Origin of the sequence: Caballeronia sp. (genome assembly GCF_028292365.1) — a bacterium.
Lineage (GTDB): Bacteria > Pseudomonadota > Gammaproteobacteria > Burkholderiales > Burkholderiaceae > Caballeronia.
In genome coordinates this window covers 1-11,307 of the sequence record NZ_JAQGMM010000511.1, presented here as the reverse complement: position 1 = coordinate 11,307, position 11,307 = coordinate 1, and the positions used below count along the sequence as shown (strand labels likewise).

General features: G+C 60.9%; 12 protein-coding genes. 6 read left to right on the top strand and 6 right to left on the bottom strand.

Features of this window, described 5'->3' with window-relative positions; genetic code table 11:
- Positions 1 to 185 precede the first annotated feature (185 nt).
- The 3 genes from JWR14_RS29880 (at position 186) to JWR14_RS29870 (ending at position 3,012) form a co-directional block, all read left to right on the top strand.
- Complete coding sequence (locus JWR14_RS29880; RefSeq protein ID WP_299716483.1) at positions 186 to 1,325, top strand: ABC transporter substrate-binding protein; 1,140 nt, start codon at positions 186 to 188, stop codon at positions 1,323 to 1,325.
- 34 nt (positions 1,326 to 1,359) lie between these two features.
- Complete coding sequence (locus JWR14_RS29875; protein ID WP_299716480.1) at positions 1,360 to 2,187, top strand: enoyl-CoA hydratase/isomerase family protein; 828 nt, start codon at positions 1,360 to 1,362, stop codon at positions 2,185 to 2,187.
- A gap of 69 nt (positions 2,188 to 2,256) precedes the next feature.
- Positions 2,257 to 3,012 (top strand): PhaM family polyhydroxyalkanoate granule multifunctional regulatory protein, encoded by a 756-nt coding sequence (locus JWR14_RS29870; protein WP_299716477.1) that lies wholly within the window; start codon positions 2,257 to 2,259, stop codon positions 3,010 to 3,012.
- Between the two features lie 42 nt (positions 3,013 to 3,054).
- On the opposite strand, the gene JWR14_RS29865 is transcribed toward JWR14_RS29870, so the two are convergent.
- The 4 genes from JWR14_RS29865 to JWR14_RS29850 are packed head-to-tail and all read right to left on the bottom strand — an operon-like array spanning position 3,055 to position 7,046.
- A complete protein-coding gene (locus JWR14_RS29865) occupies positions 3,055 to 3,579 on the bottom strand; it encodes a chalcone isomerase family protein (RefSeq protein ID WP_299716474.1) in 525 nt (174 codons plus the stop codon).
- Between the two features lie 20 nt (positions 3,580 to 3,599).
- Positions 3,600 to 4,883, bottom strand: coding sequence for a cyclopropane-fatty-acyl-phospholipid synthase family protein (locus JWR14_RS29860; protein WP_299716471.1), 1,284 nt, complete (start codon positions 4,881 to 4,883; stop codon positions 3,600 to 3,602).
- 7 nt (positions 4,884 to 4,890) lie between these two features.
- Positions 4,891 to 5,733: a DUF1365 domain-containing protein gene (locus tag JWR14_RS29855; RefSeq protein WP_299716468.1), complete on the bottom strand. Its 843-nt coding sequence runs from the start codon at positions 5,731 to 5,733 to the stop codon at positions 4,891 to 4,893.
- Positions 5,730 to 7,046 carry an FAD-dependent oxidoreductase gene (locus tag JWR14_RS29850; RefSeq protein ID WP_299716465.1) on the bottom strand — a complete coding sequence of 439 codons (1,317 nt, stop codon included), beginning with the start codon at positions 7,044 to 7,046 and terminating at the stop codon, positions 5,730 to 5,732. Before JWR14_RS29850 ends, JWR14_RS29855 begins: the two co-directional genes overlap by 4 nt.
- Before the next feature lie 296 nt (positions 7,047 to 7,342).
- Between JWR14_RS29850 and JWR14_RS29845 the strand changes: the two genes are divergently transcribed.
- The 3 genes from JWR14_RS29845 to rfaE2 all read left to right on the top strand — a co-directional run bounded on the left by JWR14_RS29845 (position 7,343) and on the right by rfaE2 (position 10,450).
- Positions 7,343 to 8,365 (top strand): MerR family transcriptional regulator, encoded by a 1,023-nt coding sequence (locus JWR14_RS29845; RefSeq protein ID WP_299716462.1) that lies wholly within the window; start codon positions 7,343 to 7,345, stop codon positions 8,363 to 8,365.
- Between the two features lie 541 nt (positions 8,366 to 8,906).
- On the top strand, positions 8,907 to 9,779 hold the full coding sequence (locus tag JWR14_RS29840) for a ferritin (RefSeq protein ID WP_089165566.1): 873 nt from the start codon (positions 8,907 to 8,909) through the stop codon (positions 9,777 to 9,779).
- A 179-nt stretch (positions 9,780 to 9,958) separates the two neighbouring features.
- Positions 9,959 to 10,450: a D-glycero-beta-D-manno-heptose 1-phosphate adenylyltransferase gene (gene rfaE2, locus JWR14_RS29835; protein ID WP_299716455.1), complete on the top strand. Its 492-nt coding sequence runs from the start codon at positions 9,959 to 9,961 to the stop codon at positions 10,448 to 10,450.
- A 22-nt stretch (positions 10,451 to 10,472) separates the two neighbouring features.
- On the opposite strand, the gene JWR14_RS29830 is transcribed toward rfaE2, so the two are convergent.
- Both JWR14_RS29830 and JWR14_RS29825 read right to left on the bottom strand, forming a co-directional pair.
- Positions 10,473 to 10,712 (bottom strand): hypothetical protein, encoded by a 240-nt coding sequence (locus JWR14_RS29830; RefSeq protein WP_089165568.1) that lies wholly within the window; start codon positions 10,710 to 10,712, stop codon positions 10,473 to 10,475.
- Positions 10,713 to 10,725: 13 nt separating this feature from the next.
- On the bottom strand, positions 10,726 to 11,307 hold a 582-nt coding region (locus JWR14_RS29825), incomplete at its 5' end, for a type III pantothenate kinase (protein WP_299716446.1).

Sequence of the window (11,307 nt, the reverse complement as noted above, 5' to 3'; positions counted from 1 at the left end):
CGGTTGAATAAGCGACGCCGCCAGTAAGGGGTTTCGCCCGATGCGCTCACATGCTGCGCCGCCCTACACTTAGCCGCATTGCGTCGAAACGCTTGGGAAAAACTGCGTCGGCGCACCCATAACAAGGCAAGGAGACTTCGATGCAGTCAGGCGGCAGATGGGGAGCAACGTTCAGGCAATTGGGGATGGGTGTGTTACTCACACTCACACTTTCAACGGCAGCCTGGGCGCAGACGCCGCATGTGAAGATCGGGTTGGTGTTGTCATTGACGGGGCCTGCAGCGTCGCTCGGTATTCCGGCACGCGATACCGTTGCGCTGCTGCCGAAGGAAATGGGCGGCCGCCCGGTGGACTACATCATTCTCGATGACGCCTCCGACACCACGCAAGCTGTCCAGACCACGAAGAAGCTGATTTCCGAAGATCACGTGGACGCGATCATCGGTTCATCGATCACGCCGAACTCGCTTGCCATGATCGATGTGGTCGCCGATGGCCAGACGCCGATGATCTCGCTCGCGTCTTCATCGAAGATCATTGAACCCGTGGATGCCAAGCGCCACTGGGTCTTCAAGACGCCGCAAACCGACGCAATGATGGCGTCCGCCATTGCCGAACATGCCAGCAATCATGGCGTGAAAACGATGGCGTACATCGGCCAGGCCGACGCGCTCGGCGAGACCTTTTATGCAGAGGTAGCGAAGTTCGCGCAGCTCCACCACATCACCATGGTGGCGAACGAGCGCTTCAACCGGACGGACACCAGCGTGACCGGGCAAGTGCTGAAGATCCTTGCGGCGAAGCCGGACGCGGTGGTCGTAGGCGCAGCCGGAACGCCCGCCGCGCTGCCGCCGAAGACCTTGAAAGAACGCGGCTACAAGGGCACGATTTATCATAACCATGGCACGGGCAACCGCGACTTCCTGCGCGTGTGCGGGGCGGATTGCAACGGCACGTTCCTGCCGACGAGCCCGGTTCTCGTCGCATCGCAACTGCCCGACGATCATCCGGCGAAACATCTCGCGATCGAGTACATCAAGCTGTATGAATCGAAGTACGGCGCGGGCACGGTCTCGGCGTTCGGCTCGTATGCGTGGGACGCGGGCATGTTGCTGAACCGCGCGGTGCCTATCGCGTTGAAAGCGGGCGCGCCGGGCACGCCCGAGTTCCGCGGCGCCTTGCGCGATGCGCTTGAAAACACCAAGAACTTTGCGGACTCGAACGGTCTCGTCAACATGACGCCGAACGATCATATCGGTCTCGATCAGCGCGCCCGCGTGATCGCGGAGATCGAAAACGGCAAGTGGATCTATCAACCGCGTTGATCTTTCTTTAGCTAATGCACGATAAGGCACGACCATGAGCGACCTTTCTCTTTACGCGCACTACACGTCGCTGGAGTTGCGCCGGCACGACCACGGTGTGCTCGAAATCGTGATGAACGGCGCGGGCGCGAACAAGAGCGGACTCGCGACGGCGGATGCGAGCATGCATCGTGAACTCGCGGATATCTGGCGCGACATAGATCGTGATCCGGATACGCGCGTGGCGTTGATTCGCGGCGAGGGCAAGGGCTTTTCGGGCGGCGGCGACCTGCATCTCGTCGAGCAGATGGCCTCCGACTTCGAGGTCCGCACGCGGGTTTGGCGTGAGGCGCGTGATCTCGTTTATAACGTGATCAACTGCAGCAAGCCGATCGTCTCGGCCATGCACGGACCGGCGGTTGGCGCGGGACTGGTAGCAGGTCTTCTCGCCGATATTTCCATCGCGACGAAAACTGCGCGCATTATCGATGGACACACGCGGCTCGGCGTCGCCGCCGGAGATCACGCGGCAATTGTGTGGCCGTTGCTGTGCGGCATGGCGAAAGCGAAGTATTACCTGCTGTTGTGCGAGCCGGTGAGCGGCGAGGAAGCGGAGCGCATCGGGCTGGTGTCGCTGGCGGTGGATGAAAGCGAATTGCTGACGAAAGCATTCGAAGTCGCGAACCGTCTGGCGCAAGGTTCGCAGACCGCCATCCGCTGGACGAAATACGCGCTGAATAACTGGCTGCGAACGGCAGGCCCGGCCTTCGATACCTCGCTGGCGCTCGAATTCATGGGCTTTTCCGGGCCCGATGTGCAGGAAGGCATCAAGTCGCTGCGTGAGCGGCGCGCGCCGGATTTCCCGGGCGGATCGACGTTTTAGATCTGCATCGACTATCTTGTGGTTTCACTCAAACCTCAACCGTACCCGCAGCATCAAGGAGAAAGTCTCATGACCGATACGCCCGGTGGTACTCCGCCCTTTGGAAGCTTCCCAGGCATGACCGGTTTCCCCCAGGGCGACATGATGGAAAAGATGTGGGACATGATGAAGCTGAACCCGTTCGCGGCCGCTGCGGCGCCGGGCGGCTCCCCGTCGCTGTCCATGATGTCCGACATGCTGGCGCCGCTCACGAACGTTGAAGAACTCGACAAGCGGATCAAGGATATGCGTGCGGTCGAGCAATGGCTCAAGCTCAACCTGAACATGCTGCAATCGGCTATCCAGGCGCTGGAAGTGCAACGCGCGACGCTCGCCACGTTGCGTGCTTTCGGCGCGTTCGCGCAGTCGTCGGTGGAAAAGGCGCACACTTCATCGGCTGCATCGCCGGCTGCTTCCGGGTGGCCAGCACCGCCGCCGGAAAGGACGAAGCCAAAGGCGGAAGCAGAGCCGCAGCCGGGTACCGAGGCGCCAGGTGAAGCCGGCGGGAACGACGCTTCGTTCGATCCTTCGGGCTGGTGGAACATGCTTCAGTCGCAATTCAACAGCTTGGCGACCTTGGCGATGGCGCAACAAAATGCCGGCGCGGCAACGCCGAGCATGAGCACGGATGAAAACGAAAACGGCGATGACGGTGACGATGTAGAACCGCCGGAAGCCGCCGCGCCGCCGGAAGCCGATGACACCGACGCACCGCCAGCGGCCAAAAGAGCTGCAGCGAAGAAAGCGCCTGCCAGGAAAGCAGCGCCGCGAAAGAAACCGCTCTAACCGACGATTCAGGCGACGCGGCGGTCTGGTTGAAACGCTGACCTACTGCGCCGCGCCGTTGGCGAGCAACTGGTTGCGCAAGCCCGGCGCCGACGTGCGCGGATCGAACCAGATCGAGAAGAATGCGCGAGCGAAGGCGTCGCCGGGAATCGTGCCGATGACTTTATCGTCGGCATAAAACGTCGTGCCGCGTTCGGGCACGAATACGCCAATGACATGATCTCCCGGCTGCACGTCCGGGAAGATCTCTTCCATCTCCTCTTGCCATTGCGCCGTCTGCGTCTTGCTCGCCACCTTCAGGCCGTCCATTTCCTGGCGGCCTCTTTTGGCGATCGAAGAGCCCTTGAAAGCACGCGCATATTCGATATCCAGCGCAAACGGCCGCGCCGTTAATTCCTTGCTCGACAGACCCGTCGGTCCGACGAAAAGCGTGGCGTTGTAGATATGAAAACCGTACATGCGCAACTCGCCCTCGCCCTGCACGCGCGCTTGCGGAATCGTCTGACGCACGACCGATGCGGCGTCAAAAGCAAACGCCTGCAGCGGCAAGATGATCAGGACCAGCACGAGCGCAGCGGCTCTCGCGATCAGGCGTGCTCCAGCGTGAACTGGATGACGTCGGTGTTCGAGTGCGCGAACGCGGCCTCGCAATAACATAAGTAAAAGTCCCACAAGCGGATGAATTGTTCGTCGAATCTTTGTGCACGGATCTCGTCGAGCCGCGCAACAAACGCATTGCGCCACATCCTGAGCGTGCGTGCATAGTCGCGGCCAAAGGAGAACTGGTTGACCACTTTCAGCCCATGACGTTCCGCCGTTTGCACGAACACAGCAGGCGAGGGCAGCATACCGCCTGGAAAAATATACTGCTGGATAAAGTCGGTGCTGGTTCTGTAACGATCGAACAGCGCGTTGTCGATGGTGATCGTCTGCACGCAAGCTCGCCCACCGCGCTTGAGATTGCGCTTGATGCATTCAAAGTAGCTCGGCCAATATTCCTCGCCCACGGCTTCGAACATTTCTATCGATGCAATCGCGTCGAACTGGCCGTGGGTATCGCGGTAATCCTGGAGGCGAAGATCGGTTTGACCGCTTAGCCCCGCGTCGGCCAGACGCTGCCGCGCATACGCAAGCTGTTCGGTGGACAGCGTCAGGCCTGTCACGTTTGCTTTCGCCTCGCTTGCAGCAAGTTGTGCGAATCCGCCCCAGCCGCTGCCGATTTCCAGCACGCTTGGATTGACGCCATCAAGTTCCAGTTCGTTCAGCAGCCGCCGGTATTTTGCGCGTTGCGCCTCGTCGAGCGTCTGGTCCGGCGAGCCGTCGAAGAGGGCGCTCGAATAGGTCATCGTGCTGTCGAGCCAGAGTTGGTAGAACGCGTTGCCGAGGTCGTAATGCGCGTGGATATTGCGCCGGCTGCCTTCTTTCGTGTTCGCGTTGCGCAGATGCCGGAAGCGGTTCGTCAGCTTGCCGAACCACGAACCGTAGACCACCGCCTCGATCGTCGTGCGGTTACGGACCATGATGTCGAGCAACGCGGCGAGATCGTCGGTATGCCAGTCGCCCGCCAGATAAGTCTCGGCAAAGCCGATATCGCCGCTCTTCAGCGCCGCCGCGCACACGTTCCAGTTGGTCAGCACGACGCGCGCGTACGGCGGGTTGCCAGGGGCGTCGGGCGCTTGTCCGAAACGGCGCGTGGTGCCGTCGGGGAGGTGGACATCGAGAACGCCGTATTGAAGCTGGCTCATAAGCCTGAGCACCACGCGGGCCGCTGCGGGTTTGCGCAACGCGCCATGCGTGCGCAGCAAGGGCCGGATGAACCACGAGACAGCCGGGCTGCGTAGCGATGAAGGGGAGGAGGGCTGTGTCGACATTTGCAAGTCACCTGATCGGCAATTCGGCCCGCTCGTGCGAGACGTTCGCAGCCGGCGGAGTGGGTTTGCTCTGGAATGGCACGCGCTTGAAGAACAGCTTCAGCGCCTGCCAGTGGATTTTCACGATGACGCCGAACGTCATCAGCGGGTAACCGAAGAACACGCGCAGCACGTTGCGGGCATCGAGCGGGCGTGTGCTCCCCGCGATGCTTGTCAGCAGCAGCGGACCCTCGCCGTCGTCGTAGTCGATGCGCGCGAGCGAGCGCATCGGCTTACCGCGTTTCGGCGATGCAAACATGAAGCGGAACGTGTAATGCCCCTGCACCTTGCAGAACGGCGACACATGGAAGACCTTGGTGGCGGTGAGCGGCACGCCGTTCAGGAGGCCGCTGCCGGGATCGAGCAGGTAGCAATGGCGTTCGCCGAAGGTGTTGTTTACTACGCAGACCACGGCGCGAAATGTGCCGTCCGCGCGCTCGCAAAACCAGAAGCTCACCGGGTTGAAGACGTAGCCCAGCACGCGCGGGAATGTGTGCAGGAAGATCTCGCCGGTGGCGTCGTGGATGCCGCTTGCATGCAGTATCGATTCGATCCATTCGAGCGGCGTTTGTCCCGCGGTTCCATGGTCGCTGTCGTAAAAGCTTAGCAAGCCGAATCGATTTGTCGAGAACCAACGGGAGTTGCGCAGCGTACCCTGGGCAAGCCTTTCAGCGCGTGCGCGCAACGGTAGCCGCAACGTGTAGACGCCGTAGGAGAACGCGTTGCGCGCCGGGCGCAGCCGCTTGTGACGCACGGAGCCGACGAGCAGCAGGTCGGGGGTATCGAAGGATTGAGGGGCGGGTGTACTCATGCTGCAAGCGCCGGTTCGTCATTGCCCAATGCCACAACAGCCTCGGCAGCCGCAAGCGCAGTCAGCCTCGCGGCCGCTTCCAGCCCGGACTTCAGGCCGTCCTCGTGGAACCCGTAACCAGTCCATGCACCCGCGAACCACGTGTTGCGTATGCCTTGAATCGACGGCAATGAGCGTTGGGCCTGGACCGCAGCTTGATCGAAGACCGGGTGGCTGTAGGCGAACTCGCGCATCACCGCCTCGCGACGCGGCTCACGCACCGGATTCAGCGAGACGATGACCGGCGTCTTGAACGGCAACGGCTGGAGCTTGTTGATAAGGTAGTGCACGCACAATTGCGGCTCGTCACCCAGTGCACCCAGTTCGCCGGTGCGGCTTTCGTAATTCCATGCTGACCACGCGCGTTGTGCCGGCAACAGAGAAGTGTCCGTATGCAACACCGCGCGATTCGGCGCGTAGCCGATCGCGCTGAGCGTCGCCGATTCGGCGTGTGAGGGATCGGCGAGGAGGGCGAGGGCCTGGTCGCTATGACACGCAAGCACCACGTGATCGAAGTGTTCCAACCCGCGCGAGCTTTCGATCTCTACGCCGTGCGTACTGCGTCTTATCGATGTCACGGGCGTACTCACGCGAGCGTCGCGTATGACGGGCAACATCCGCCGCACGTATTCGCGTGCGCCGCCGTTGACGGTGCGCCATTGCGGCCGGTCGTTGACTTGCAGCAGACCGTGGTTATGACAAAAGCGAATCAGCGTGCCGATGGGAAACGCCATCATCTGCGATGTCGAGCATGACCAGATCGCGCCGATCATCGGCAGCAGGTACCAGTCGCGAAATGCCATCGAAAACTTTTCGCGTTCGAGAAAACTGCTCACGGGCTCGGCGAGTTGAACGTCCTTGCCAGCCAGCGCCAGCGCGGTGGTCGTGCGGTTGAAGCGCAGGATATCGGCCAGCATGCGCAGGAACGCCGGGCGCAGCAGGTTGCGGCGCTGGGTGAACACCGTGTTCAGGTCGCTGCCCGCCCACTCCAGCCGGCGATCTGTCAGCGATACGGAGAACGACATATCGGTCGCGGTGGTGGAGATGTCGAGTTCCTCGAACAGCTTCACCAGGTTCGGATAGGTACGGTGATTGAAGACCAGGAAACCCGTATCAACGCCGTGCGTCATGCCATCGAGTGTCACGTCCACCGTGTTCGCATGACCACCAAAGTAGCTGTTGGCCTCGAACAGCGTTACGTCGATACCCGCCTTCGCCAGTTGATACGCGCACGCGAGTCCCGAAATCCCCGCTCCGATTACCGCAACTTTCATGACGTTGCTCCGTGTGTCTTGGTATTTTGTGTCGACTGCCTGATGGCCCTGACGGCTCTTTGTCTGGCACTACCGGCGGTTGCTCATGCCGCGCTCCAGTTGATTTACGCAATCCCGGCCGCGATGGATGCACGCAGCCGGAATTAAACGATCTTCAAGCGACAATGTTTTGTCCACCATAATGAAGAAATTTCGTCTATGATCAATAATGGTGTGGGTTGTTTGGAAAGTCCATAAATAATGCTGGTAAGGCGAATCTTGCTTCATTGATCAATTACATATTCAAGGATTTGTCCATGACAAATAAATCAGAAACGGATCTGTCCTTGAACGTGACGGCGGGCAGTCAGACAGAAACCGGGGGCGCGATACCGGTAAATCCCGACCCAATGGGCACGGCGGAAGACAGTGCCGTGGTGGGCATCGGCATCGGTGCGATTGCCAACGAGATCGGGCTAACCAAGGACACGTTGCGGGTCTGGGAGCGGCGCTACGGGTTCCCGCAACCGTTGCGGTCATCGGGTGGCGAGCGGCTCTATCCGCAAGAGCAGGTGACCAAGCTCCGGCTGGTGAAGCGCTTGCTGGATGCGGGCCACAGGCCGAGCAAAGTCCTGCCGCAATCCATCGTGCGGCTACAGCAACTGGCCGAAGAGTCAGGCGTGGGACAAGACGCGCCGGACACGGAGCTCGACCGGCTCGTTGAGCTGCTGCGCGTGGGCCGATACGACGATTTCCGTTTCGAGCTACTTAAACGGGCCACGCGCGAAGGGCTCGCGCGCTTCGTTCTTGACGTGGCCGCGCCGTTGACGGCGAGGGTGGGCAATGCTTGGGCTGCAGCCACGCTGCAGGTCTATCACGAGCACCTGTTCAGCGAAGCCTTGCAGGTCTCGCTGCGCTCGCTGATGCGTCCGCTTTCCGAGGCTTTGCGCGGCCGCGGCGCGCATCCGCGGGTGCTGCTCACCACGCTGCCGGGCGAGGGGCACGGGCTAGGCATCCTGATGGCGGAGGCCATGCTCGCGCTGGCCGATTGCGAGTGCATGGCGCTCGGAACGCAGACACCGCAGCAGGACATAGTCGACGCCGTCCTGGCTCATGACATAGAGATTGTCGGGCTGTCATTTGCCGCTTCCATGCCGACGCAGGCCGTGATGAACGGACTCGCGGAGTTGCGCGCGGTGCTGCCTCCGAAGGTGGCGATCTGGGTTGGCGGCAGCAGTCCCGCATTACGGCGCAAGCTCCCTGATGGCGTGTTGAACGTCGCGGGACTCGGGCCGATTGACGACGCTGTAGCGCAGTGGCGCCATAGCGCCATGCTATGATCGACGGGCGGTTTGCTGCATCGTCACGTCACTTCACCGGCTTCGGATAGTGCTTGATGCAGTGAGACTACCCGGCGTGACGGGGAACACGATTCACGGTTCGGCCGAGGGCGCGGCATAAAACATGTTGCGCCTTGCGCCTGTCACGCGCCAAAGGCATGCTTCATGCGGCGCGCATGGCAATACGGGCAGTGCGGTGACGGCCGCTTGGCAAGGGTCTCGCCGGGCAACACATTTTATAAAGTATCAAAAAAGGCTTTAAACGAGCTGCATTACAGCTCGCGCTTCGTACTTACCTCAGGCACAGGGTTCGCTCCTCACCCACGGTAGATAGTGCAACGCCGCTGACTGCCGCGCGTTTGCAACGGGCAAAAAGTCGCAGAAGGACGCGACAGGCGCTTCTTTACCGTTTTTGCATCTGAGCGCCTGATTCCCGCGTAAAATTGAAAGCTTCGCTGCTGGCGGCGCGGATTCCCGCGCGAGCCGGCTACAGTTACAACAGACAGAACTGTCGCACTACGTTGCAAACCAGGGGTGGACTATGAACACGATGCTTTATCCGGAACTGTATAAATCGCTGGAATCGGTTCGTTGGGACATGGAGAAAGATATTCCCTGGGACAAATTCGACTCGGCGCTGCTCACCGACGAACAAGCCAAGACCATCAAGATGAACGCGATCACCGAATGGTCCGCGTTGCCCGCCACGGAAATGTTCCTGCGCGACAACCACAACGACAGCGATTTTTCGGCGTTCATCAGCGTGTGGTTCTTCGAAGAGCAGAAACACTCGCTCGTGCTGATGGAATACCTGCGCCGCTTCAAACCTGAAATGGTGCCGACCGAAGCAGAACTCGACGCCGTTCGCTTCGAGTTCGATCCCGCTCCCCCGCTCGAAACGCTGATGCTGCATTTCTGCGGCGAGATCCGCTTGAACCACTGGTACAGGCGCGCGGCCGAATGGCACACGGAACCGGTGATCAAGCACATCTACGAAACCATTTCGCGCGACGAAGCGCGTCACGGCGGCGCGTATTTGCGTTACATGAAGAAAGCAATGACGCAAACCGGTGACATTGCGCGTGCCGCGTTCGCGAAGATCGGTGTCCTGATGGCATCGGCACGGCGCACGGAAAAGCCGCTGCATCCGACCAATCTCCACGTGAACCAGGCACTGTTTCCGCGCGACACAATCCAGTCGCGCTTGCCGGATCCGGAATGGCTCGAACATTGGCTCGACGAACAAATTCGGTTCGACGACAGTTGGGAAAAGAAAGTCGTCGAACGGATCTTGCATAACTTGTCCATTCTGTTTGAACGCTCGTTCGCCACAGCGCAGGAGTTGAACCGGTATCGCAAGGAAGTGGTGTTGCGCCTGCAGGCTGCACAAGCGGCATCGCAACTGCCGGCCTGACCGGAATTACGTTGTTCTGAAACAGCCCGCCGGTTTGTGACCGGCGGGCTGTTTGTTTATGAAGGGTGCGCTCCATGCGCAAACACGCTGGTACACGGCCTTAAGTTAAACGCCCGTTAAACGCGTGCCGGCACGCGTGGCACACTACGGTCCTTCTGAATCCCTCATCGTTGACAGACATGCCCGCTCCTTTCGAACGCAAGATCATGACGCGCGACGCGCTCGCTGCTGTGCGCCCGCAATTCGCGTCGCCGGTGGTTTTCACGAATGGCGTCTTCGATATCCTGCATCGCGGCCATGTGACCTATCTCGCCGATGCAAAGGCGCTCGGCGCAACGCTGATTGTCGGTGTGAACAGTGACGTGTCGGTGCGCATGCTCGGCAAGGGCGACGACCGGCCGATCAATCGCGAAGACGACCGCATGGCGTTGTTGGCTGCGCTGGAAAGTGTGGATTGGGTCGTGAAATTCGAGGAGTCGACGCCGCTGGAACTCATCGGCGAACTGCATCCGGACGTGTTGGTGAAAGGAGGCGATTACGACATGGACAAGCTGGCGGAATCGGCGCTGGTGCGAAGCTGGGGCGGCAAGGCGCTGGCCATTCCATTCGAGCACGATCGCTCGACGACCGCGTTGCTCAAGAAAGTGCGCACGCAGGGTACAGAGAAATAAGCGCGTGGCCGCAAGGCAGAGCTTATTGCGTGAGCGGCGCAGCCTGCACGGCGGCCGCGGGCGCCGGACCGCCGACCACGGCCTGGTCAGCGGCTTCTTCGGGGCTGATCGGGCGAACCCGTACCAGTTCCGGATGTACTTGCCGGTCGAGATGCTGCGGTTCGCGTCCACCGGCCGACGGCAGCGGTCCGAACACACCTTGCACGACAACGAACATCAACAGGTTTGCCAGAAACAATAGGGCGAGCAACCAGCGCAGCATGGAAAGCGCTCCATCAATCAGGTGAACGGGAAACGGCGGCTTCGCGGGCGATCAATGCAAGTCCCGCGAGCACGAGGGAATCGTGGCGAGTATGCGGCACCTTGAGCGCGCCCGCCACTTCGCTGGCGCCACCACCGCTGAGAATCAGGCGTACATCGTTGTTCCATCGGGCGCGCAGATCTTGCCACGCGCGTTCTATCAAGCCAGCTTGCGCGAGCAGGCATCCTGACGACAAAGCCGTACGCGTGTCGGTCGCGAAAATACCGCTGGATGAACTGATCGCGCGGCGGGCGATGTCAGGCAGAAGCGTGGGCAATTGTGCCGTGTGGGTGCCGAGTGATTGCATCATCAGCAGCCAGCCGGGCGCAATCAGGCCGCCTGTGAACGTGCCATCGGCGAGCAGCGCTTCAAGCGTCGTCGCCGTGCCAATAGTGGCAATCAACAGGTTCTCGCCGGGATACGCCGCGTGCGCGCCGATCATGCCGCACCATCGGTCGCTGCCGAGCGCCGCCGGTTCCGTGTAGTTGTTCGTCACGCCAGATTGTTGCGCTTGCGCGCGCACGATCGTGCGGGGCGTGCCAGGCCAGCGTGCATC